Source organism: Endozoicomonas acroporae, assembly GCF_002864045.1.
GTDB lineage: Bacteria > Pseudomonadota > Gammaproteobacteria > Pseudomonadales > Endozoicomonadaceae > Endozoicomonas > Endozoicomonas acroporae.
On record NZ_PJPV01000024.1, the window covers coordinates 63278 to 88049 of the forward strand.

The 24772-nt window shown below is 49.7% G+C and carries 23 protein-coding genes; 16 read left to right on the forward strand and 7 right to left on the reverse strand.

Features of this window, described 5'->3' with window-relative positions; genetic code table 11:
• Positions 1-10 precede the first annotated feature (10 nt).
• Positions 11-1318: a tyrosine--tRNA ligase gene (gene tyrS, locus CX664_RS04440; RefSeq protein ID WP_101745566.1), complete on the reverse strand. Its 1308-nt coding sequence runs from the start codon at positions 1316-1318 to the stop codon at positions 11-13.
• Positions 1319-1711: 393 nt separating this feature from the next.
• Here tyrS and CX664_RS04445 point away from each other — a divergent pair, with 393 nt between their 5' ends.
• The 8 genes from CX664_RS04445 (at position 1712) to CX664_RS04475 (ending at position 11514) form a co-directional block, all read left to right on the forward strand.
• Complete coding sequence (locus CX664_RS04445) at positions 1712-2746, forward strand: hypothetical protein (RefSeq protein WP_145999815.1); 1035 nt, start codon at positions 1712-1714, stop codon at positions 2744-2746.
• 202 nt (positions 2747-2948) lie between these two features.
• The gene (locus tag CX664_RS04450) at positions 2949-4394 is read left to right on the forward strand and encodes an OapA family protein (protein WP_101745568.1); all 1446 of its coding nucleotides are present in this window, start codon (positions 2949-2951) and stop codon (positions 4392-4394) included.
• Between the two features lie 423 nt (positions 4395-4817).
• On the forward strand, positions 4818-5927 hold the full coding sequence (locus CX664_RS04455; protein WP_101745569.1) for an anhydro-N-acetylmuramic acid kinase: 1110 nt from the start codon (positions 4818-4820) through the stop codon (positions 5925-5927).
• A 152-nt stretch (positions 5928-6079) separates the two neighbouring features.
• Positions 6080-6580, forward strand: a complete 501-nt coding sequence (locus tag CX664_RS04460; RefSeq protein WP_101745570.1) for a hypothetical protein — start codon at positions 6080-6082, stop codon at positions 6578-6580.
• Positions 6581-6786: 206 nt separating this feature from the next.
• Positions 6787-7815 (forward strand): hypothetical protein, encoded by a 1029-nt coding sequence (locus CX664_RS04465; RefSeq protein WP_145999816.1) that lies wholly within the window; start codon positions 6787-6789, stop codon positions 7813-7815.
• Between the two features lie 279 nt (positions 7816-8094).
• Positions 8095-8559: a C2H2-type zinc finger protein gene (locus tag CX664_RS25545; RefSeq protein ID WP_180966373.1), complete on the forward strand. Its 465-nt coding sequence runs from the start codon at positions 8095-8097 to the stop codon at positions 8557-8559.
• A 22-nt stretch (positions 8560-8581) separates the two neighbouring features.
• On the forward strand, positions 8582-10351 hold the full coding sequence (locus CX664_RS04470) for an SGNH/GDSL hydrolase family protein (RefSeq protein WP_101745572.1): 1770 nt from the start codon (positions 8582-8584) through the stop codon (positions 10349-10351).
• Between the two features lie 446 nt (positions 10352-10797).
• Entirely contained in the window at positions 10798-11514 is a 717-nt protein-coding gene (locus CX664_RS04475; protein ID WP_163371228.1) for an START domain-containing protein, read from the forward strand.
• Between the two features lie 67 nt (positions 11515-11581).
• Here the strand turns inward: CX664_RS04475 and CX664_RS04480 are convergent, their stop codons facing one another.
• Both CX664_RS04480 and ohr read right to left on the reverse strand, forming a co-directional pair.
• Positions 11582-12436: a C2H2-type zinc finger protein gene (locus tag CX664_RS04480; RefSeq protein ID WP_101745574.1), complete on the reverse strand. Its 855-nt coding sequence runs from the start codon at positions 12434-12436 to the stop codon at positions 11582-11584.
• 189 nt (positions 12437-12625) lie between these two features.
• Positions 12626-13048: an organic hydroperoxide reductase Ohr gene (gene ohr / locus CX664_RS04485; protein ID WP_101745575.1), complete on the reverse strand. Its 423-nt coding sequence runs from the start codon at positions 13046-13048 to the stop codon at positions 12626-12628.
• Positions 13049-13206: 158 nt separating this feature from the next.
• On the opposite strand from ohr, the gene ohrR reads away from it, so the two are divergent.
• Positions 13207-13617, forward strand: coding sequence for a transcriptional regulator OhrR (ohrR, locus tag CX664_RS04490; RefSeq protein ID WP_276328469.1), 411 nt, complete (start codon positions 13207-13209; stop codon positions 13615-13617).
• Positions 13618-13708: 91 nt separating this feature from the next.
• Here the strand turns inward: ohrR and CX664_RS04495 are convergent, their stop codons facing one another.
• Positions 13709-14125, reverse strand: a complete 417-nt coding sequence (locus tag CX664_RS04495; protein ID WP_101745577.1) for a hypothetical protein — start codon at positions 14123-14125, stop codon at positions 13709-13711.
• Between the two features lie 72 nt (positions 14126-14197).
• On the opposite strand from CX664_RS04495, the gene CX664_RS04500 reads away from it, so the two are divergent.
• Positions 14198-14749 (forward strand): GNAT family N-acetyltransferase, encoded by a 552-nt coding sequence (locus CX664_RS04500; RefSeq protein WP_101745578.1) that lies wholly within the window; start codon positions 14198-14200, stop codon positions 14747-14749.
• Here CX664_RS04500 and CX664_RS27725 read toward each other — a convergent pair whose 3' ends face one another.
• Positions 14750-14884: a hypothetical protein gene (locus CX664_RS27725; RefSeq protein ID WP_276328470.1), complete on the reverse strand. Its 135-nt coding sequence runs from the start codon at positions 14882-14884 to the stop codon at positions 14750-14752. It lies immediately after the preceding gene.
• A gap of 389 nt (positions 14885-15273) precedes the next feature.
• On the opposite strand from CX664_RS27725, the gene CX664_RS04505 reads away from it, so the two are divergent.
• The 5 genes from CX664_RS04505 (at position 15274) to CX664_RS04525 (ending at position 19825) form a co-directional block, all read left to right on the forward strand.
• Complete coding sequence (locus CX664_RS04505) at positions 15274-16590, forward strand: dicarboxylate/amino acid:cation symporter (protein ID WP_241698166.1); 1317 nt, start codon at positions 15274-15276, stop codon at positions 16588-16590.
• 121 nt (positions 16591-16711) lie between these two features.
• Entirely contained in the window at positions 16712-17356 is a 645-nt protein-coding gene (gene thiE, locus CX664_RS04510) for a thiamine phosphate synthase (RefSeq protein WP_101745579.1), read from the forward strand.
• Between the two features lie 80 nt (positions 17357-17436).
• A complete protein-coding gene (gene hemL, locus CX664_RS04515; protein WP_101745580.1) occupies positions 17437-18732 on the forward strand; it encodes a glutamate-1-semialdehyde 2,1-aminomutase in 1296 nt (431 codons plus the stop codon).
• Between the two features lie 35 nt (positions 18733-18767).
• The gene (locus CX664_RS04520; RefSeq protein ID WP_101745581.1) at positions 18768-19157 is read left to right on the forward strand and encodes a DUF4019 domain-containing protein; all 390 of its coding nucleotides are present in this window, start codon (positions 18768-18770) and stop codon (positions 19155-19157) included.
• 23 nt (positions 19158-19180) lie between these two features.
• Complete coding sequence (locus CX664_RS04525) at positions 19181-19825, forward strand: hypothetical protein (RefSeq protein ID WP_101745582.1); 645 nt, start codon at positions 19181-19183, stop codon at positions 19823-19825.
• Positions 19826-20202: 377 nt separating this feature from the next.
• On the opposite strand, the gene CX664_RS04530 is transcribed toward CX664_RS04525, so the two are convergent.
• Positions 20203-22623: a hypothetical protein gene (locus CX664_RS04530; protein WP_101745583.1), complete on the reverse strand. Its 2421-nt coding sequence runs from the start codon at positions 22621-22623 to the stop codon at positions 20203-20205.
• Between the two features lie 87 nt (positions 22624-22710).
• Complete coding sequence (locus tag CX664_RS04535; RefSeq protein WP_101745584.1) at positions 22711-23037, reverse strand: DUF1820 family protein; 327 nt, start codon at positions 23035-23037, stop codon at positions 22711-22713.
• Positions 23038-23419: 382 nt separating this feature from the next.
• Here CX664_RS04535 and miaB point away from each other — a divergent pair, with 382 nt between their 5' ends.
• Positions 23420-24769, forward strand: coding sequence for a tRNA (N6-isopentenyl adenosine(37)-C2)-methylthiotransferase MiaB (miaB, locus tag CX664_RS04540; protein WP_101745585.1), 1350 nt, complete (start codon positions 23420-23422; stop codon positions 24767-24769).
• The last annotated feature ends 3 nt before the right edge of the window (positions 24770-24772 follow it).

The following is a 24772-nucleotide window of genomic DNA, read 5'->3' on the forward strand; positions in this document are numbered from 1 at the left end:
CACAATTCAATCAAACCACTTCAAACAGAAAGTGATTTTTCTTACCCAATTTCACCAGGAAGAACCGGTCATACATGGCACCCCGGGCTGCAAAGCATTCTGCCAGGTTCATATTATCTGCCGAGCCACGGGCGACACCATTAAAGAACACCGCATTATTAGCCAGCGCATCTTTAACCTGCTTGCCTGACTTCACCATACCGACTTCTGCAAACAGCTGCGTCATAGCCTGGCCTTCCAGCCCGCTGTGCTCGATGGTGGCACTGGGCAGGCCATCCTGCTTCAGCTGCTCCATATCGGTTTCTGACAGCTGGGTAATGTCCCCGGAAAACAGTGCTTCGGTGATGCGCTCCGCCGCCTTGAGACCTTCCTCACCATGCACCAGGCGGGTGGCTTCACGGGCAAGAATTCTCTGGGCTTCCGGCCTGCCCTGACGCTCAGCATCCGCTTGCTCAATGGTCTCAATATCTTCCATGCTCAGGAAGGTGAAGAACTTCAGGAAACGATACACATCAGCATCAGCGGTGTTCATCCAGAACTGGTAAAAGGCATATTGGGAGGTCTTTCTGGAGTCCAGCCAGACCGCACCGCCTTCTGTTTTACCAAACTTGGTGCCATCGGACTTGGTAATCAATGGTACCGTTAACCCAAAGGTACGGGCCTTATTCTGACGGCGGGCCAGGTCAATACCGCCAACAATATTACCCCACTGATCACTGCCACCAACCTGCAGGGTACAGTCATAACGGCGGTTCAGCTCGGCAAAGTCCATGCCCTGCAGCAGGGCATAGGAAAACTCGGTAAAGGAGATACCGGAGCCTTCCCGGTTCAGCCGTTGTTGTACCGACTCCTTGTTGATCATGGCATTCACCGCAAAGTGTTTGCCGATATCTCTCAGGAAGTCCAGAACATTGAGGTCGCCGGTCCAATCCAGGTTATTGGCCACAACGGCGGAGTTTTCGCCGCAATCGAAGTCGATAAACTGACTCACCTGCCCCTTGATTTTCTCAACCCAGCCCGCCACCACATCCGGGGTATTCAGTTGACGTTCGGCCGCCTTGAAGCTTGGGTCACCAATCAGCCCGGTGGCCCCACCCACCAGGGCAATGGGTTTATGACCCGCCTGCTGGAAACGCTTAAGCACCAGCAATGGCACCAGATGACCAAGATGGAGACTGTCAGCCGAAGGATCGAAACCACAATAGAGCACCCGGGGCTGTTCGCTCAGATGCGTGTCCAGTTCCTCAACAGCAGTGGTCTGCGCGATAAGCTGGCGGGCCTGAAGATCTTTCAGCAACGGGTTTTGACTATCGGACATTTGCCTTTTCCTGCGACGATTCGATGATTCAACCGGAATACTGCGGTGGATGCCAGGGGCTCTGACATCAAATCAAGCAACAACTCCCTGCTCCGGTGGACAGGAAACAATCAATAAAAAATCAAGCCGCCCAAAATACAACAAAACCGTGCCGGAACAAATGCCTGACCTCTAAATAAGGTAAATTTCAGTCTATTTTTCTTACCAGGCCTTTACTTGATCAGACTGGAACTTACGTTAATTCCTAACTGTCGAATCAATCCAGAGTGCCTGCGAATGCCTGATACATTGGCTGATTCATGCCCCGTAACGAATCTGTCCAATCGGGCACTGTTTAATATTTCTGCTAAATCTCCACAATACCGGCACCATCAATAGCGGGAGGAAAAGTCCTTGGATTTGCCACAACCACTGTCGACACCAACAGCTTCAACCTACTCTGCTGCGCTACCGGCAACATCCGCAGCCTCCCAGGAAAAAGAACCTTCGTACAAATCTGGCCAGACGGGTTCAAATTTTTCCGTGGGTGATGCTGCCTGGGTGGTCATGCGATCCCTGTCAACAGCCGCTGAGTGTCTGAATTTTGTCTGCAGAAAAGTGGCCGTCCTGTCCAGTGTTTGTTTGGGTGGTTTGACCGGACTCCTGCAATATGCCCATGAGAACCTGGGGGATAGAACGGTTCAAAAGGTACCAGTGGCAGACAATAACAGAATTGACCCGCAGCCTGCTGGTGATAAACAGCCTGAAGATACAGCACAGCAAACGGCTTATCTCCAGAATCCCCCGGTGGAAGAGTACGTCAGGCAAGGTGGCAATAAGTGGAAGCACTTTATGGAGTCCGGGACTTCACCGGATTCTGAATACACCTGGATGGACCTTGCCGGCATGGTCATATCCATAACCCTTTCCATATCTGTGCTGGGCATAGTGGGTACAATTCTTCTGCATACGCCGCACTGGCTGTTTAAGGCAGAACCTTATATCAATCTCAATACACCAACGCCCCCCTCGCCTCAATCACTCTTCCAGTCGGCTGCAACTCTGCCTTCTGACCATCCGGATAGGCAATCCCCAGCCCTTGATCCGGCAGCGGCTAGCCGACCTCTGGATAACCCGGCCAGCCATCCCCCTGTCGAACTACCGCCAACCGCCGTAACCTCAAGCCAGAGCCCCCCATCATCGCCAGCAGTAAAAACAAGCCATAATAGCCAGGTCTCCCAACAGCAACCTGAACCCGAAAACCAACACCGCACAGCTTCCCTGCATGAGCCACTGACCAATGCTCAAACCACTCAGCAGTCAGCCACCTGCCCTGCAACCTTCCCACAGACCGACCAGCAACCCTTATTACAAACCAGCCCACACTCTTCTATTAACCCACCCACAGGCGATCGCATGCCAACATCCGTTTCAGTGCATAAACTCTGACGATGAACAACCCTGCATTGTCATTCCCCCTTGGAAAGACCAACCACAAGGCAATAGAATGATTCGTGATAATCAAGACTCTAATGAAAAAACAGGATAATTGGCCTTGTATTGACGTACCTTTTCTGACAGATATGATTTACGATATTTTTTATCGTTATAATTTACTGATCACCACACTGAAGACAGCGTTAAAATCTTAATGAATAAAGCCATCCCGAGGGGCGCAACACGGATCAACCAGCGCCTGAAACAGTTCCCCAGGCGACACTTGCTGCTGGCAAGTACCATCGCTGCCAGCGTCATGGGATTGATGGCTCTTCTACCTTCTGGTGACGTAGAAGCCAGGCGCAATGAAATCCCCATGTCCATTGATGCTTTCCAGCCTCAGGAAGCCAACACTGAACTGACCAGCAGCCCCACAATTCCCGAATCTCCCTCATTTGCCAGCAATCAGAACGCTGATCAATCAGAAACAGCCATCAAAGAAGCAGAACAGCAAGCAGAAGCCAAGGCTCTGGCAAAAGCCGCCTACGACCTGGAGCAAAAACTGGGAAAATGGCACATTGTCACCATTAAATCTGGTGATAATTTATCGGTGTTGTTTAATAGCCAGGGATTAAATGCCAGTGTTGTTTACCAGGTTGCCAACACCCCCAAATATGGCGAAACACTGGCCAGCATACGTCCGGGGGAATCCCTGGAATTCCGGATTAATCAGGAAGGAACCCTGACCCAGCTGCGCTACGTCAAGTCCAGACTGGAAAGCATCTTCTTTAACAGGGAGGACGATGGCTACCAGGCAGAACAGGTGACCCTGTCACCGGAAATCCACCCCACCTATGCCAGCGGCATTATTGAAAGTTCTCTCTTCCTTGCCAGCCAGAAAGCAGGCCTGTCCCAGAATCTGACCATGGAGCTGGCCGGCATTTTTGGCTGGGATATTGATTTTGTTCAGGATATCCGCAGTGGTGACCGCTTTAATCTGCTCTATGAAGAGAAGTACCTGGAAGGGGAAAAACTGGGCGATGGCGATATTCTGGTAGCCAGCTTCACCAACCAGGGGGAGACCTATACCGCCATCCGTTATACCGACAGTAACGGCGATACCAACTACTATACCCCGGACGGAAAAAGCATGAAGAAGGCGTTTCTCCGCACTCCGGTGGATTTTACCCGTATCAGTTCAAGATTTAACCCCAACCGCCTGCACCCGGTGTTCAAGACCAAACGCCCTCACCGGGGGGTCGATTATGCTGCCCCGATGAATACCCCGATTAAAGCCGCAGGCGATGGCCGTGTGCAGTTCTCCGGCTGGCAGAATGGTTTCGGCAATGTGGTATTTATTCAGCACCCGAATAATGTGGTGACTGTGTATGCCCATGCCAATAAACTGGCCGGTCTGAAAAAAGGCCAGAGAGTTCGTCAGGGCCAGACCATAGCCTATGTGGGCAAAACCGGCTGGGCCACCGGGCCTCATCTGCATTATGAGTTTCGTGTGAATGGCGTGCACAGAAACCCGATGACGGTTAAGCTCCCGGATGCAGCCCCTATCGCCAAAAACGAAATGGCTAACTTCCGGAAAAAATCCGAACTGATGATAGCCAGGCTTGAGAAGCACAGGGAAACACTGCTGGCCACGCAGTAACCCTGCAAGTGATTGAAAAAACCGTAAGTAGCTGGCCATATGGAATCATATATTTCTGGCTACTTGGGCAGGTGCTATGCGAGGCACAACGGAGGGAGCATAGCCGTAGCTATGTGACCGGAGTTGTAACGAAGCAGAGTGCCTGAACAAGGAGTCAGAAATATATGATTTCATATGGTTAGCTACTTAATGTGGGCACGTAAGGCGCAAAGCAATCTGGTTGTTTACTTTGCGCCTCACTGTCTTTGCCGTGAAAGAAAAATTGCCACGGAGACACAGAGGCACGGAGACAAGATAAAGTTTTACCTCTGTGTCTCCGTGCCTCCGTGGCAAATCTTTCATACCAGAGGGTGACGAACAATCGTCATGAGTATTTGTGGTTAACAATAATGTCCCGATAAACCTTCCTTCCAGAGGCGAACCATGTCTGATATCTATATAGGGCTTATGTCAGGTACCAGCCTGGACGCCATGGATGCTGCCGCTGTTCACTTTGCTGGAAAGAGTCCAACACTCCTGGCCCACCACAGTACTGAGTGGCCCACTGAGCTGAAGCAAAAAATTCAACAGCTCTGCCAGCCGGGTCATGATGAAATCCGTCTGCTGGCGGAAGTGGACCCGGCCATTGCTTATGTCGCTGCAGAAACGGTCAATGCGCTGCTGAACAAAGCAGGACTGAGTGCTGATCAAATCAAGGCCATTGGCAGTCATGGCCAGACCATCAGACACCTACCCGAGTCAGGCTACACCCTGCAGGTCGGTGACCCTAATATCCTGGCAGAGCAAACCGGCATTACCGTTATTGCCGACTTCAGACGCCGGGATATGGCCGCCGGTGGTCAGGGAGCCCCACTGGTACCGGCCTTTCACCGTGCGGTTTTTACCAGCGAAACCGGCCACCGGGTAATCGTCAACATTGGCGGTATCAGCAATATATCGATCTTGCCTGCTGAAAACGGTGAGCAAAAACCGGTAACCGGCTTTGATACCGGTCCCGGGAACCTTTTAATGGACTATTGGTGCCAACAGCAGTGGGGGCAACCTTATGATAAGGATGGCTTTCAGGCTGCCCGGGAGCCCCATGACCCGATCCTGCTGGAAACCATGTTAAGCGATCCCTTTTTCCGGTTACCCGCTCCCAAAAGTACCGGCCGGGAACTGTTTAACCCTGCCTGGCTCAACGCAATGCTCGAAGGCTTTCGTGGGCTGTCCCCGTCCACCATACAGGCAACCCTCTGTCGCTTAACCGCTCGTTGCATTGCCGATGCCGTACAGCAGCATGCCCCCGATACCGATGAAGTGTTTACCTGTGGAGGTGGTGCCAATAACAACACCCTGATGGCAATGCTGAAAGAAGAAATGCCCGGCATAAAGCTGGGATCAACCTCGGAGCTTGGTGTTGATCCTCAGTGGGTAGAAGCGATCGCCTTTGCCTGGTTAGCAAGACAGAATATGTTGCAGCTACCCGGCAACCTGCCTGCGGTTACCGGGGCATCGGGTTTGCGTTTGCTCGGTGGGTGTTATTACCCGTGACAGCGGCAATGCATTACACGATGGCTTCCCCACAAACCGCTGTGCCCGAAGAGTCGACTGGAAATGTACTGATAACCTCCGCCAGTGTCTGAACCAGCCGTTCTCTCCTTTCAGGAGTATCATCAGGGAATCTGCCAGTAACCATATTATTGATGGATTGCCTGATTCTGTCTTCGGTCAGACATTCCCCCAGGAAAATTCATCAGCCAGTTTTTTCTCAGCCATCATTACGTACAGTTACTATTGATGGTCTGTTCAATAAAGACACACAAGCGCAAGTTACCACTGAAACTATTGAGTTTAAAGCTCCTGAATCACCCCGTTTTGTTGCAACTGTGCCCTTCTCGCTTGCAGAAGCTCACGGGCAGTCGGGGAAATCGACAGTTTCCACACGAGCCCGGGCACAGCCCGAGAAGCGAAAAGCTTCCAAACGAGCCTGGGCACAGTCCGAGCAAGGGAAGGCTTCCAAACGCGCCTGGGCACAGTCCGAGAAAGGTAAGGCTTCGCTGAAGGCTTATGCACAGTTGGAGAAACGGAAGGCTTATGTTAAGGCTTACTACAAAGTTCTCAGGAAGACCGGTGATAAAGAACAAGCAAGAATCGCTGCTAATCAAGTTGCCGACTTTATAAAAGAATCGAATAAAAAAAAATAATAAGATTAAATCAACCTCTATTTCTCCCATGCCCGCTTTCAAGGCATTTTACATCGTTATTGCTGATATCCATATCAATTATTTATGCATTTTTGACACAAATAGCAAACAGCTTTAATCTGAAGGGAACTTTTATAAAGAATGAGAGGTCTTAAGCTTTAATTCAATATATCAATAATTCACTAATTCACTAATTCACTAATTCAATGTACATACCCGATTCAGACTCAATTTTCACTTCTGACTACTCATGGTTACAGGCGTTTCTGGATGCACACTCAATACCAAATGATCCTGTCGATACACAGCCAACTATGGCTGGCCACTCTATACATACATCTGACTCCTTCTATGATGGGTATTTAAATCAGGATGCAATAGATCTGGACACACTGCCGACTCCACATTCACTGAGTGATTTTTCAATTTCTCATTTACCATCCACAACAAATTTTGAGCAAATAACCCATAAGTTACCTCCGGAAAATTCATTAACTGTTTTTTCTCAGCCATCATTACGTCCAGTTGCTAAAGTTGATCCGTTACATAAAGACCCTCAAGAGCAAGTTACCATTGAAACCAGTCAGTTTAAAGCACATGAATCGTCCGGTTCTGATGAACCTCGGCCCCTCGCGCTCACTGTACCTCATGAGCAATCCGGGAAAATCAAGGTTGCCAAAGCCCGGGCACAGTCCGAGAAAGAGAAGGATCGCTGGAAGGCTTACGAGCAGTCCGAGAAAGGGAAGGCTGTCAGGAAGGCTTACCAGCAGTCTGAGAGAGGGAAGGCTGTCAAGAAGGCTTACGAGCAGTCCGAAAAAGGAAAGGCTCACCGGAAGGCTTATCTTGATTCCGAGAAAGGGAAGGCTGCCAGGAAAGCTCACGCATTGTCCAAAAAAGGAAAGGATTACCAGAGAGCTTACAGACAATCCGAGAAAGGGAAGGCTGTCAAGAAGGCTTACCAGCAGTCTGAGAGAGGGAAGGCTGTCAAGAGGACTTACCAGCAGTCCGAGAAAGGGAAGGCTGTCACGAAGACTTACCTGCAGTCCGAGAAAGGGAAGGCTGCCAAGAGGGCTTACGAAAAGACCGGGCAACGGAAGGCTTATATTCAGGCTTACTACAAAGTTCTCAGGAAGACCGGTGATAAAGAACAAGCAAAAATCGCTGGTAAGCAAGCTGCCGCCCTGGTAAGGAATAAAGCAAAAAATAATGGGCTTGAATCTACCTCTATGCCCTGAAAGAGGTAAGTAGTTAACCAAATGAAATCATATATTTCTGACTAAGAAATACTCGCTTACGGCATGGGATGAGTCTTTACCGGGCAGGAGCCGAACCTGCTTTCAACGAATGATTTCAGCTCATGGAGCCTCACACATCCTTGGGCTTAGGGCCTGTCATGAAGGAACTTTTATAAAGAGAAGTGATCAGTAATCATAAGTATTATTGAGTAATTCAGTCATCCCATGTTGAGCAATAACAATAATTTACGACAAATCTGTTTTTGCGGCCTCCTTGGCTTGGCTCCTGTCGCCCATACTCAGGCCAATGATCAATCACGCCCTGCCTTTTATCAACAAATTCCTGTTTCTTTAGCTTCCCCTCAGCCAGACAATTTAACTAACCAGTCGGAAAGGTTATCCAGACGCAATCCAGCGGCAAAAGACTCCAAGGGTAAAAAATTTACATGTAGCCGTAAAGGGTGTGGTGAAACATTCAAATTTGATTATAAACGTTGCCTACACGAGAGATCGATTCACCTGATTACAAAAAACTATAAATGCCACGTATGTAAAAAACGGTTTACTCAAAAATCTGGTTTAAAAAGACATGCCAATGTCCACTCTGGGGTTAAACCATATCTTTGCCTGATATGCGTTAAATCTTTTTCTCAATCTTCTAACTTATATACTCATATAAAAAACTGCCATCAGATTCAGCCTGTAAATCATGATAACTGGGTTAAAATTGAGGAACATGGGTAAGTAGTTCAGTCAGGGCCAGACCATGAAAACCTGTTGGTATACACTGATCCCCTGCTGCCTGGTTTTGTTTTCCCTGCAAACCAGTGCGCACCATGAGCCGAATATAAGCAGTCCTGTAGTAATCAAACCTGAGCCATGGAGCCCCCATACCTTACTGGTATTTGGGGACAGCCTCTCAGACAGTCATGGTGATGATTTTCATACACCTGATTCAGCGCTTTCTACCTTCAATCTGCTGAAAACCCTGAGGGGGGATTTCAACCCGATGGTCGAAGAGCCACCCATTGATCTGAGCCAGTTCTTCTCCCGCGCCAGCAGCATCCGGAATATTAAACAAACATTTGCACTTTATCGGATAGAACTTCAGGCAGAAAAACGGGAACAAAGCTTTATCCGGCGGCTAATGACCGGGTTGGAAGAGCATGCCGTGAACCAGCTGGAATCACTGCTGACGAACATACTGGCAGGCCTTGAATACATGGAACAGAAGCTGGACAGTCCACTGCTGGGGGCGGTACAACGCACCACCCGTTTTCTCCGCACTATTCAGCATTCCTATATTGCCCGTCAGATGCCCTCCATCAAAAGTATCAGCAGACTTCTGGCCAATAAGACCGAGGCCCTGGGTGAAATTATCAGGTCAGACCTGTTCTCTATGATTCCTGCCATGGCTGAAGAGACCTTACTGTCAACCACCAGCCAGTTTGCAGACCAGATCCCTCTCCTGCCGGACAGCCAGCACTACGAAGAAGGGAAGTGGACCACCGGCAGAGAGATGGATTTGATGTGGCCCGAGGTGCTGGTCAGAATGATGTCATACCCGAATCAGCACAAAGTGAACCTTGACAACCGGGCCATGGCAGGCAGCTGGATACTCTGTGCTGAAAGTAAGCTGGGCAGACCCGGTGCCTTCCTGAGTTCTGTGGAGGGGGTCATGGATGCTGTTGTCACGCTCTTTCAGGGCAGCCTTATACCCCCTTGCGAGGGTCTGATTGTGCAGTCCTATCTGAATGAGCGCAATGGCAAGGTCGGTAAAGACACTTCCAGCCCACTGATCCTGCCGGACACCCTGGTGGTCTTTTTTAATGGCGGTAATGATTTCCTGAATAACTGGCAGGAACCTGACGATATTGCCCAGGAACAGGCACAGGATATTTACAATGTGCTGCAAGCTGGTGCTCAGCGGGTTATCGTGTTTTCACTGCCCGATATCACTTCCACGCCCAGGTTTCTTAACGCCCCCGAACGACAGGAGCTGCATGAAAAATGGCGGGTATACAATGCCAGCCTGAGTATGAGAATCAACCTGCTAAGGAAAGCATTTCCTCAGCACTCTGGTTATCGTGTCATGAAAATTGATGGTGAAGAAGTGTTTGAAGTTCTGCGACAAGATCCTCAATGGGATTTTGTGCACCCTATTCTGAATATTCCGATACCGGGTATAGATGACGATGGAGAGGTTGAATTAGATCGCCGGGCCCTTATTGCACAAAAGCGAAAAGAGGCTGAACAGCAGCGCAACATTATTACCCGGGAACTGCTAAACAATGCGGCATTTGATGACAGCTGGCACCCCGTCCGCAATCATTTGTCTCAGATAGCTCCGGGCAAAACAGCATTTTACAGCGACAGTGTGCATCCGAGTGCAGAGGCCCATTATGCCATTGCAGAACAAGTGTGTCAGATCCTGGAAGACCGGTTTAACATTCCCTGCGATACCAGCAACTACCCTGAGGCACTGGCCATAAAAGAGGCACAAGATCGCAAACATCAATTGGTTTTAAGTAATTAATGCCAGGAGGCTGAAAACGATTGCTCTGACAACCAGGGCAGATAAAACCGACAATACTCGACTTGACATTTATTATTACTGGGCTTTTATAGTGACATTGTGCGAGTTGATTAAGACTATCCGATTACAAAATGCGAGCATGTCAAGGTAATCCTCAATTTGATCAATACAGTAGTAGATCAATTAGCAGGCCAGGGTCCCAGCGTCAGAATGATGTTGGTACATGGCATACTAATTCAGTTTCTGTAGAAGAGAATGTAGCCCACTCTATTCAAGCCTTACCTGAGGGGGGCAAGCAGGAACCAGCAACAACATCAGCAACAAAGCCATTAGAAGACAGGCAAATATCACAAAGCTTTCAGGTAACACATTCCCCGGATGGGAACGCTGCAAGGTGTCCGGTTACCCCTGTCTTTGTTGAATCAAAGGGGCAGAGGTACAAGCTGATGCAACTGCCCGACTTCGTTAAACTGCGTGACTTCGCCGGGAGCCAGGATGGCAAGTGGACAAAAGTCTATGAGGATAGCCAGAAAGCTCTTCTCGTGGAGTCCAGGCCAGAGGATCTGAAGCCTGGTGAGAAAGGCACCGGATTCAACATTGTCCGTGCAACTGTCCAGTGGGAGGATATTAATCCCGAAACGCTGTTCAACACACTGCATGATGCAGACTACCGCAAAACCTGGGACAAGAAGATGGTTGAGGGGCGCAACATCTGCCAGCTGGATCCCCGGAATGACATTGGATACTACGCAGTGCAACCCCTTTGGCCGATCTCGAAACGTGATTTCTGCAACATGCGCTCCTGGATGGAGTTTACCAACGGTGAGTATATCATTATGAACCACAGCGTGGACCATACAGACTGTCCTGAGCGGGAAGGATTTGTGAGGGCTCGCTCATTTATCACTGGGTATTACATGATACCGACCCATTGTGGCGGGACTAAACTGATATTTATCTCGCACTCTGATCCAAAGGGTTTCATACCGGCGTGGCTGGTTAACAATCTCTTGGGCAAGGTGATTCCAGACACTATTACTAACTTGCATGATTGTGCCCTGAAATACGACACCTGGGCTTCAGAGAACCATGGCTCTGATACAAAATATAAATGGCGTACACCAAAGATCGACTGGAACGACTTTACCCGGGAAGTATTATGATGACTGATCCTTATAAATCCATTAGTGTTATTTTAGATTTGGCTCCATGGCAAACCTCTTACCAAGTTCACGAATTCTTATTTAAATGATGACGCTCATGTAATTTCATATTTTTCCTTGTGATAAATCTCCTGCCGCAATCCACAAACTCACATTTATATGGTCTCTCACCCGTATGAAGGCATTGGTGTACTTTCAGATTTTGCCTTGTGGCAAACTTCTTATTGCAACCCACATACTCACATTTATGTGGTTTCTCACCCGTATGAATGCGCTTGTGTATTTTTAGATCATGCTTCTTGGCAAATGCTTTTATGCAACCCTCAAAATCACATTTATACGGCTTATGCCCTGTATGAACGGATTGGTGTGATTTCAGATCATAATTCCTGGTAAATGCTTTGCTGCAACCGGCAAAATCACATTTAAACGGCTTCAGCCCTTGATGAGTAAGTTGGTGTATTTTCATATTATTGCTTCGAGTAAATGTTTTACCACAACCATCCCATCTACATCGATAAGTTTTTCTTTCTTTTAATGGCAGGGCTACTTTACTGGGCGGCTGGTACTCCTGTTCACTGGTCTGTGAGTTTTGCCCATAACATTCAGCCAAGGGGTAAAACCCGTAGCGTTGACTGTTCTGACCCGGTCCTGAAAACAGTTGACCCTGTCTGCCAGAAAACTGGTTTGCACGGGTGGTTAATGTGCATATTTTCTCGCTGAAGTCTTGAGTCACACGCTTTTCTTCGCCGGGCTGACGTTTTATGCCAGAGTAAAAAGGCTTGTCTTGAACTCTTACCTGTCGGTTAAAAGATGTTGAAACCGATGCGGTTTGCCCGGCAATGGCCTTGGTTGCTAAAAATTGAGCGATAAGTTCAACTTTTGAGCCGGGCCGGTTAGCCGTAACATTTAATGAATTCATGAATTTGTCATCTTTATTTGATTGATACTTGAATTATGACATATTCATGGTTGTATGGTTGCATGATGCTTCATCCGGAATATGGATAAAACATCCGACTCCAGGAGGCTGCATTGAAAAGTAATGATGCCCGCTTTTGCATGCATCATTACGTCCCATCAAAACAATTTTCAGGCGTGCATTTCCGGATCAAATAAGCTGACCATTGACGGATATCTGAACATCAATGTTGCCACGGACGGCATTAGAGTATGGACACACCTGATGTGCAACCCGAACCAGTTCCAAAGACTGCTCCCGGGGTAAATCCAGGTTTACTGTCAGACTGACAGTGAGTGCAAAGCCACCGCTGCCATTCGGGCCAATGCCCACTTCGGATGTGACCGGGGCAGCTTGCAAAGCCACCTTGCTTTCACGGGCAACATGAAGAATGGCGTTTGAGAAGCAGGCAGCGTAACCCGCAGCAAACAGCTGCTCAGGATTCGTCGCCGCACCAGTACCACCCATTTCTTTTGGGTAGGACAGCTCCAGACTTAATATACCATCGTCTGTTTTTACCTGCCCGTTACGACCAGCCAGAGCAGTTGCCTGAGTTTTGTAGATAGAAGTCATGGTAATATCCTTTGCTATTTATATTGCAAACAACTTAATTGTTGGCAATATTTTATCTAAAAAAGAGCGAAAGACAAGTATATTGTGTGCAATTTATTTTATGGGTGCGACTGATGGCTCTCTGTGAACAGAAAACTCAACTCTCTGCGGAAGAGCACATGTTGCTCGATCATCAGGTGTGTTTTCCGCTTTATAGTGCATCAAACGCCGTGGTTCGGACTTATCGTCCATTACTGGATAAGCTGGATCTGACGTATGCCCAATATCTGGTGATGATGGTGTTGTGGGAAAATGATGGCATCAGTGTCAAGGATATTGGCGCAAGACTGCATCTGGATTCTGGCACATTAACCCCTCTTTTGAAGCGACTGGAGGGCAAGGGCTTGGTTGAACGTGGACGCAGTGAGCAGGACGAACGCGTGCGCGTGTTAAAACTGACTGAGGAAGGAACCGGATTAAAAAAAGAGGCGTTGCAGGTGCCTGCTCAAATGAAATGTAAAATCCAGCTTGACCTTGATGAATTAATCACTTTAAAAAAGCTGTGCGAAAAAATAGTTGCAACGCTGTAGAACATTAATGCAAAAAAGGCCTGACACCCCTGCAATGCACACTCTCTGCCCGGGAAAGACATACCAGTGCCTTCAGGATGTGACACAACCGTTAAACACTGTGCCGTCGACTCAATGTCTGGCGGGCAACGTCGTTGCCGGGATTATTAGATAACCTGACGTTATTATCCTGATCGTTGGTTTCCAACCACTGATTGATTGAGGCTGCTGTGGGAGTAACAGTGTGATTATCTGCACCCGGGAACAACGCATTCAAACCATTGGTAACATTTCGCACACCATCGACAACCGCCAATAATGAATGGTGGATTGAATACCCACATAAGTAACCCAGGCCTGCGCCAACCGCACTGGAAGCAGCCAACGTCACCAATCCTGGATCCTGGACTTTTTTAATGCAAATAAGAAACCCTGCGAACACCCCATAGCCTGTAAGTGCTTTTACCAGGTTAGGTGTTTCAGCTTGCTGCCCGGAAGTAGCAGGCGTATAAGAAATGCTTATGTTCATTATTCTTTTCCTCAGGATCACGAAAGTCTCAGAGTAGCACAAGAGACAGACTGTAATTAATTTGGAGGCATTGTGGAGTTTTCAGTTTACCATCCGGGTGACATTGACGAGATCAGACATCTCTTTACCAGGACATTTACTGACTCGGAAAGTGAGACGGAAGGAGCAATAGTCGGCAACCTCGCTTATGAGGTAATGAAGACAACAGACGACAATGACCTTTTTGTTTTTGTTGCTCTGGATCATAGCCGACCACATGGCAAACAGATTGTCGGCTGCATTATCTTTTCCCGGTTAACTTTTGACAGTGGTATTGATGCTTTTCTACTGTCGCCGGTTGCTGTCGGCACTGATTACCAGGGTAAAGGTACCGGTCAGACATTGATCCACTTTGGCCTGCGCGCATTAAAAGACAATGGCACAGAGTTGGTATTCACCTACGGTGATCCTGGTTACTACTGTCGAACAGGTTTTGCGCCTGTCAGTGAAACCGTGATCAAAGCACCTCTGCCGTTGTCCCATCCGGAAGGTTGGTTAGGCCAGTCGCTGGTTAGTAAGGAGATTGAGCCAATCGCTGGCAAACCACACTGTGTCGAGGCGATGAATAAGCCGGAAGTCTGGTAATCACGCGACAGGGAAGTCAATGTCTGCCGCTGACAGGAATGATGTCATCCGATAGTACAAAATAGCCATGGTAGCAGGCACAGCATTAGCATCAGCATCAGCATCAGCATCAGCATCACGGATGATTTTCTCCACGGCATAAGCCGTTTCAACATTCTCAGGCCAGGGCTTGCGAAACCTCAGCGCTGATATCCAGGCATGGTGACAACATGCCTGGCCTCCAAAACTTTAACAAAAGTGCTTTGGCAACATTAGCAGCGAATAATGGCTGAAATACTTTTCCGGGGGACATCAAAAGCCCCCCTACTCGCCTGAAACTAGCTGGTTATGCCTTCAATTGCACAAATCCGGCCCTGATCACGGCTTCAGGAAATCCGATAATTTTCAACTAAAATAAGGATTTACCATAAAGAAATAGCATTTTTTCATCTTTGTCGGGAACTTGTTACTGATAAAGCGTTCCAAATAAGTAAGGGGGCAAAAGTCAGCGGAGCCGTTTCACTTTCATATTGAAAGGAGAATGTATGATGCAGAAAAATTTAGCCCCTCAAATACTGATTGCCCTGATACTGGGAATGGCCACTGGCATCATTATCCAGCTGGCTGCCTCTCCCGAAGGTATTATCCAGGAATACCTGGTCAGCGGCCTCTTTCATGCCGTTGGTGTGATGTTCGTGGCAATGATAAAAATGCTGGTTGTCCCCCTTATTTTTGTCTCCATTGCCCACGCTGTATGCAGCATTAACGACATCACCCAGGTCGGCAGACTGGGGGTTAAAACCTTTGGCATCTATCTGGGCAATACATTTTTTGCCATCCTGTCAGCCATTGTTATCACATTGATGGTGGCACCGGGTACCGGAGCCAATCTTGGCCACGTTGACCAACTGGTTCGCTCTGGCCAGTCTGAACTCCCTTCACTGCTGAATATGATTATTAACGTGGTACCAGTAAACCCCTTTCAGGCGTTGGTAGAAGGCAATATTCTGCAAATCCTGTTTATGGCAATCATTACCGGGGTTGCCATAAAGAAGCTGGAAAACCACGAAACCCACAGTGTCAGCAATGCTATTTCCCTGGCCAACAGCGTGATGATGAAACTGATTGGCATGGTGATGAGCATGGCTCCCATCGGGGTTTTCTTTCTGACCGCCAAACTGGCTGCCACATTAAACGGCAGCAGCATTTTAAGTGTGCTGTCCTATGTGCTGACCTGCCTGCTCATTATGTGCCTCTGGCTGTTTGTTATTTATCCGGTGCTGATTGGGCTGGTGATTAAACGTTCCCCGCTGGTGTTTATCCGTCACACCCGTGAACAGGTCATTTTTGCCCTCTCTACCGCCAGCTCTAACGCCTCCATCCCCATTACTTATCAGACACTGATCGAAAAGTTCCAGGTCCCGGCACATATCGCCGGCTTCACGGTTCCCCTGGGAGCCACCATTAATATGTCCGGTTCTGCTATCTATATGAGCGTTGCCGCCCTGTTTGTGGCCAATGCCTGGCATATTGACCTGAGCCTTCTGGAAATGGGCACCATGGGCTTCACCACCTTCCTTCTGGCCGTTGCTACTGGCGGTATACCCGGCGGTGCAGCAGTCTCCACCGGAGTACTGTTACACACCATGGGGCTACCCGTTGAAGCCATGGCGATTATTCTGGCAACTGACCGGATTACCGATGCTGGCTGTACGGTCACCAATGTTGTTGGCAACACGGTTGCCGGCATTCTCTGCTCAGTGGGCGAAGCCCACCCTGAAGCCGACGAAGATAGCTCAACAGTAAGTGAGAGAGCTGCCATCGATGCTGATGCATTACCGGGCAAACCTGATGTTTGTTAGAACACATTTTTTCCACGGAATATGATGAATACTGGTCTTATGGTTAATAATGAACGTCCATTAAAGACAAGGACGATAAACTGGTATAATCTGCCGGATATTTAATAATTGGGTATGGACCATGCATAGATTTCACGGCCTGTACGGTATTACCGATAGTCAACTGCAACCCGATGACAGAATACTGCTCGAAACGGTAGAGCAGGCTCTGATGGGCGGTATGAAAATCCTGCAATACCGCGATAAAAGCCTCGACTCCGGTAAAAGACTGCGACAGGCCGGGGCATTGAAGGTTCTCTGCCATCAATACCAGGCCATGCTGATCATCAACGATGACATTGAGCTGGCCCTTGATGTGGAAGCCGACGGCGTTCACCTTGGCCAGCAGGATGACAGTATTGCCGATGCCAGAGCCCGTCTGGGTGATTATGCCATTATCGGCATCAGCTGTGAGGGATCTCTGGAAAAGGCAAAAGCGGCTGTTGAACAGGGTGCCAACTATATTGCCTTTGGCAAGTTTTTCCCCTCCCGAACCAAACCCGATGCTAAAAATGCCGAGCTTGCCATCCTGACCCGGGCACGGGAAATGTTTGACCTGCCCATCGTCGCCATTGGCGGCATTACCACGGACAATGCTTCTGAGGTGATTGCTGCCGGTGCTGATATGGTTGCCGTCGTTAATAACCTGTTTGCGGCACAGAATATCCGGGATCGGGCCCGGAATTTTATAGCTCTGTTTAACGATACACAGCGTAAAGCTGTTTAACCTTCCACAGTTGCACAATAAAGAATAGCGGCCAAAACCTCGGGGTTAAGCCGCACAGCCTATGTTAAGGAATTGCCACCATGTCTCGTTCTGAACAACTTTTTGACGATGCCCAGACGGTCATCCCCGGGGGAGTGAACTCACCGGTCAGAGCATTTAAAGGAGTTGGCGGCAAGCCCATCTTTTTTAAAAAAGCCCGTGGCGCGCATCTTTATGATGTGGATGGCAGGGAATACATTGACTACATCGGCTCCTGGGGCCCCATGATCCTCGGCCACAACCACCCGGATGTGATCGCTGCCGTGCGTGATCAGGCCCTGGCTGGCATGAGCTTTGGAGCACCCACGGAGCTGGAAACCCGGCTCGCCAAGATGGTACGGACGATGGTGCCTTCCATGGAGCTGCTGCGCATGGTCAACTCCGGTACTGAAGCGACCATGAGTGCCATTCGTCTGGCCCGGGGCTTTACCGGTCGCGACCGAATCGTCAAGTTTGAAGGCTGCTACCACGGCCACTCCGACTCACTGCTGGTAAAAGCCGGTTCCGGTGCCCTGACCCTGGGTGTGCCCAATTCACCGGGAGTACCCGCTGCGCTGGCGGAAAAAACCATTACCCTGACCTATAACAACCTGGCTGAGGTGGAAGAAACCTTCCAGCAGGTAGGCGATGACATTGCCTGTATCATCATTGAACCGGTGGCTGGCAACATGAACTGTATTCCACCCGTTCCCGGTTTTCTGGAAGGCTTGCGAAAGCTGTGTGATGAATACGGCACTGTCCTTATATTTGATGAAGTCATGACCGGTTTCCGGGTTGCACTGGGTGGTGCCCAGGCCTATTACGGCGTAACGCCGGATCTGACGACACTGGGTAAAATTATTGGCGGTGGCCTGCCCGTGGGTGCTTTTGGTGGTCGCCGGGAGATTATGGAGCACCTGGCACCACTGGGTCCTGTCTACCAGGCCGGAACACTCTCTGGCAACCCGCTGGCCATGGCTGCCGGTCTGGCCACACTGGAAAACCTGTCTACCCATGGCTTTCATGAATCCCTGACGGAGAAAACTGCGGTACTTCTGCAAGGTCTCAAAGAAAAAGCAGAAGCCGCCGGTATTCCTTTTACCACATCCCAGGTAGGCGGCATGTTTGGTCTATTTTTTACCGACCAGCATCATGCCGACAATACCATAGACAGCTTCACCAAAGTGATGGCCTGTGACACCGGGCGCTATGCCAAATTCTTCCATGGCATGCTGGATAATGGCGTATACTTGGCACCCTCTGCATTTGAGGCAGGATTTATCTCCATAGCCCATGGTCAGGCAGAGCTGGACGCTACATGGAGTGCGGCAGAGAAAGCATTCGCCCGCTTATCCTGAGTCCCTTCAGGATAATCTGATCTCCGGAGTATTGTATGAAATGGGTTACTGTGTTCTTAATGAGCATCTGTTCAACGCTGGTTTATGCTGACAGTTCGCTTGAGACATCCACCGAGTGGCTGAAACTTCTTGATGCCAGGGCATATCGGGATGGCTGGAATGCAGCAGCCCCCTTGCTGCAATCACAGGTTACTGAGTATGAGTGGGCAACCTCTGTTCAAGCAGTCCGGAACCCGTTAGGAACACTGACTGCCCGCCATTTGATCAAATCAACTGATCACCATGAGCTGGCAGCGGCACCGGACGGCCAGTACCGGATACTGACCTTTAACTCCAGCTTTGAAAATAAAGCCACCGCTACAGAAACGGTCGTATTATCAAAGGTAAACGGGCAATGGCTTCCCGCTGGGTATTTTGTTAAATGACTGGTTAAGCAATTTTGCAAACAATGAGTTCTCTGGCTATTTCCGATGCCGTGCTGGCCTTTGCCTGCCTTTTTGCTGTTTTCCTTATGGCGCAGCAAAAGAGTTTCGCTAACGTTCATCGCTTTTCTGCCACTGCTGCCCTGTTGGGATTCCTGCTAATGGCACTGGCATCCATTACTGGCAGCCTGCGTTATGGTATCTCCAGTGCCTGGTCAGGCCCCCACGAGATGCTGGTGAATGCTGCCATGTTTCTTGCGCCGCCTCTGACCGGCATTGCCACCTGTCTTGGCGTTAGCGTCAGCAGCTGGAGTCGGGCCGCCTGGGGCAGGCTGATATTGGGGGTGTGCGTGGTTTACGAAGTCTGTCGATGGTACGGTTTAGACATTATTTACCGTGACCTGCAAATGGCTGTGCTGCTGATTTTCGCGTCATTTCTGCTATTGCGTTCATCGGTGGAGTCCGGTCCGAAGTGGCTGATCATCGCTTCTGTTACCAGCTATTTTACCGGCGCGCTGATCATCGGTACTGAAGGCACACTGGCTGGCTATCTGAGGCTGGATTTATTCCGATACCTGATTGGACTGGGCAACCTGCTGTTGAGCAGTGGACTGTATCTGGTCTTTAAAAACCGGTATCAAAACGACAACGACAAGCAGTTATCGGCCTGAGCCTTATCAAGCCGGGAACCTAGGAGCCTGTCCGAGAATAGACTGCCCTACTGCGGTGGCAGCAAATTGGTCTAAAAATTCCGTTTTGTTCGGCAAATAGCCCCGCCATTCACCTCAAAAACGAAATTTTTATCCTCAATTTTCTGCCATCCTCGCTACGGGCGCTATTCTCGGACAGGCTCCTAGTACATGGTTTCAATGAGTTTGAAGGGTTGTCGTGCCTCCGCACTCCGTTCGTCCTGAGTGCTGAGCTTGTCGAAGCATCGAAGGGCGGAAACTCCGGGCTCTGATAGATCGTGCCAAGCACCCTTCGACTCCGCTCAGGGTGAACGGAGATTGTACACGTCAAACTCTTTGAAACCATGTACTAGGCAATATCACACCCCCAGGTAATACAGAGGATCAGCAATGCGTTTTAACGCAAAAAACTCATGCCCCTTGTCATCATAAACTTTTCTTAGCTTGTGGCTGCTGACCAGGCCACTCAACTCAGAAAAAACATGGCCAAAACCGGAGCATCCGGATCGCAGGCGCTTGCAGGCCTCAGCGTCCTTTTTTTGCTCCGGGTTCTGATGGTGCCGCTGAATCAACATCTCCTGCAACCGGCCACTGAGGATACGCTTCTCTATGGGCTGTGCCAGGTAACAGGCCATGGCCCGGGAGACCCAATCCAGGGCAAAGTGCAGCATTTGCCATTTTGCCTCCTTCTCATCATTCAGTTGGTCACCGACCAGGATGACCGCGTTCATCTGCTCGGGAAAAATGCACTGCCGCAAATAGAACCAGGCCGCATCTTCGCAAACACGCCCATAGACCCGGTCCTGCATCAGCCACTGTTCAATACACAACTTCTCACTGGCAAGATCACTTTTGTTTCGATGGGCATTAATCTCCCGAACAAACCTCTGAACCATCAAATCACTATCGCTGAAGCGCCCCTCCCTTGGCATAAACAGCTGCCGTGGGGCCGTTGTCCCGACCAATTTCTCAGGCGCTGGCCTGAAAGGTGTAACCGGTGAAAGTTGGTCTATCTGTACCGCTTCCGGGGGCTTATCCGGATGTTTGCGGTCGTCAGAATCTGATTGTTCAGGCAAATCTGACACCGACGGCAAATGCCTCTGCTCAACCGGCCGGGAGACTTCAGGTGTTTGCTCCGTATCCGGGCTGCGCTGCTTCGGGGCAACCACGTCCCCTCTGAACTCCGTCCTGCTGCGCTGACGTGTTGTTCTTTTTTTCCTGCTTTTCGTGCTGCCAGCTTCAACGACAACCGGCGTTTTAACAGCATCTGACGCTGCAGTGCTGGTGATGGCAGGAATATTTAACTCACAGATTTCAATCAATGAATCCAGCCTTCGCCTGAGGGACTCTGGCAAACCGGGTAAGCTGCGCAGCTTTTGATACAGTTCCCGGGACTTTTCAAACCGGCCAAAACCCAGGTTAATATCACCCGCATCTTTGAGCAGCAGCGGGGACAAGCCACTGTCTGCCGCATTAGCCAGATGTATAAGGGCGATCAGCGGATGTTTTTCAAACCCTGTGGAACAAAGGTACATTAGCCCTTTGGTCAACTTCATGAGCCCAATGACAAAGCGTGACTCCTGCGTCTCAAGATGTTGCTCGAAGTACTTATACAGTCTTCTTTTCGTATCCCCCTTGCCAGCATCCTTGAATACCCCGCCAAGCAGATTATTTATTGTGCCTTTCGATACCCGCAACTTCGCCCCCGTTTCCTCAAACACTTGCCTGAGATCATTATGGTTATAGCGGTTGCGCCTGGAGCGAAGTTCGAGCCTGCCACCTTCCTGTCGGGAACGAATAATGTCACTCCAGTCCAAAGTAATGATCTGTCTCAACCCTTCCGGATAGTCAGCAAATGCTTTGAACTCAGGCTTGGTGTTGGCACCCATTAGCAGCCCGCCCAAATCCATCATAAAAAGGTCCCGTGGCGTCATTTTTTCAAGGCAGCTATTGAAGTTTTTGTTAGTCAGCTTGAGGAGGGTAGTGAATGCATCCATCAGCTCCCGGGCAAAAGTCCGTTGCAACATAATCATTTCAGCGCTCCGACTCATGAACGGGACCAGCAGACGCGGAATAAGAAAGGGTGAAACCAGCAGGAGCTTATCCGTATTACAACTCAGCTTCACCAGCAGCCAGGCGGCGGGAAAAAATTCAGTCTCCCGGACCAACTGAGAAAGCTCCTGCACCTGCTCATAATCCATAGAAGAGGGTGACTGTCCGGAAATCAGCAAATATAGCTCAACAGCCCTGAGATAAAGGTCGAGAAAATCCTTATCAATATTCTTAAGCTTGGCCAGGATGGGTTCAGTGGCCTCAGGCTCCCCGGCATATTGCAAAGCCAGAAATCCTGACAACAGAAAATTGCATTTCTTACCATTACTGACGAAGGGAGACAATTGCTCTTCTTCATCACAAATGCATGCAGCTAAAATGCGCATTATCGCCCGGCTATCGAAGGGGTGCGATGTACCAAAGGCGGACATTACCGCGACCACTTTTTCCCGGCTTGATAAATGGTTGTTCTTTTCGCTGTTAACAGGGTTACCCATTAACAGCCCGGGGCCATGATCAGATACAACGGTTGCAGAGGTGCAGGGAGCGGCATCGGGGAACGTAGCATCAGGGAGCCCTGAACATGCCGGTGATGAGACATTAACCACTGCCAGCTCTCGTCCCCACACGATGGCTGAGGCTGAACCAAAAGCAGACATCGCATCACTGCCCCCTGGGACAGCACTGCCAACTTCCAGTGACTTAAGAGAATCTGACAGTGAATCCATAATATCCCCCCACTACCAGCACAGGCCAAAGGATGACGGTGCTGATGCCATGGATACGAGCTGTGACTGCCTAACCAGCGGTTAAGTTCAGTCCCTGCTGGGAATATGGGGCATCACGGGGAAGGGTCGGACATTATCACCCTGTGCTTCGGATACCTTGCCAGTTCCCTCTTTTTCCACCTCATCAATACGAATAATGGTATTCAGTGGAATGTAACTGCGCTTTACACCGTCAAACGCTGCCTTCAGTTTCTCTTCGCCCGGGTCAACCAGTAGCTGACTGCGCTCACCGAAGACAAACTCCTCAACCTCAATGAAACCCCAGAGTTCACTCTGGAAGATCTGTCGGGCGTAGATTTCAAACACTTCGCCCTGATTTTGAAAAATCACACGGAAAATGGGGGTTTTCGCCATTAGGTTCTAGTACCACGTTAATTCTGCCCAGGCGTTTTACGGCTTGAGCTGACCATAGGATGTCAGGGCGCAGATCATAACACAAAGCCTGACCGCAATGGTTTGCCTAAATACACTGGAATGTACAAATCTGACCGGATCGATTATTCGTCATCCCACGCCCGGACTCTGCAATGACCACAATACAATCTATGTAATCACGGTTTAACCGGGCTCATCCTTGACTATCCTCCATGGTGCAGGGTAGCTATAATGCCCGGTTTATGAACAACAGGCTTAGCCTCGCTGCAGGTTTGAGCCCTCCAGGAGGCTGTCCGGGAATAGCGCCCGCAGAGTGGACTATTCCCACACAGCCTCCCGGCACAAGCCAGTAAAGTGTGAAATGAGCAAAAAACTGTATATCAAAACCCATGGTTGCCAGATGAACGAGTACGATTCCGCCCGTATGGCTGATCTGCTCGGCGAGACCCATACCCTGGAGCTGACGGACAATCCGGAAGAGGCGGATGTCCTGCTGGTAAACACCTGCTCCGTGCGGGAAAAAGCCCAGGAAAAGCTGTTCCACCAGCTGGGTCGCTGGCGAAAACTGAAAGAGAAAAACCCGGACCTGATCATCGGCGTTGGCGGCTGCGTTGCCAGCCAGGAAGGTGATGAGATCCGTAAACGGGCACCCCAGGTTGATGTGGTGTTTGGCCCGCAGACCCTGCACCGTTTGCCGGAAATGATTGATGCCAGCAAGGCCAACCATATTCCCGTGGTGGACGTTACCTTCCCGGAAATTGAAAAGTTTGACCGTTTGCCGGAACCCAGTGTGGATGGTCCAACGGCGTTTGTCTCCATTATGGAAGGCTGTGACAAGTACTGCACTTACTGCATCGTTCCTTATACCCGTGGTGCGGAAATCAGCCGCCCCATGGATGACGTTATTGCTGAATGTTATGGCCTGGCGGAAAAAGGCGTTCGGGAAATCAACCTGCTGGGGCAAAACGTCAACGCCTATCGCGGTGAAAAACACGATGGTACGGTCTGTGACCTGGCGGAATTGATCACGGTGGTGGCTGCCATTGACGGGATTGACCGTATCCGCTTTACCACCTCTCACCCACTGGAGTTTTCCGACAGCCTGGTCAATGTCTACGCCGAAGTGCCCGAGCTGGTCAGCCATCTGCACCTGCCGGTTCAGAGTGGTTCTGACCGGGTCCTGCAACTGATGAAACGGGAGCACACCACAGCAGACTACCTGAAGAAAATACGACAGCTGCTGGCTATCCGCCCTGACCTGAAGCTCTCCTCGGACTTTATTGTCGGCTTCCCGGGAGAAACCGATCAGGACTTTGCAGACACCATGAACCTGATTGCGGAAGTGGGCTTTGACGCCTCGTTCAGTTTTATCTTCAGCAAACGCCCCGGTACTCCCGCCGCCGACATGAAAGACAATGTTCCCGAGGAAGTGAAGAAACAGCGCCTGCAGATTTTGCAGAACCGCATTAATCAGCAGGTTATTCAGATCAGCCGTCGTCTGGTTGGCAGCACCCGGAAGATCCTGGTGACCGGTTACTCCAGGAAAGATCCGGGACAATTATCAGGGCGTACCGAGTGCAACCGGGTAGTGAATTTCCAGTGTGCTGACCCTCGCCTGATTGGCCACTTTGCGGATGTCGAGATTGTTGAAGCGTTGCCGCACTCTCTGCGTGGTACGCTGATCAGTTCCGAGCTGGACAGCGTGGCCTGAGAA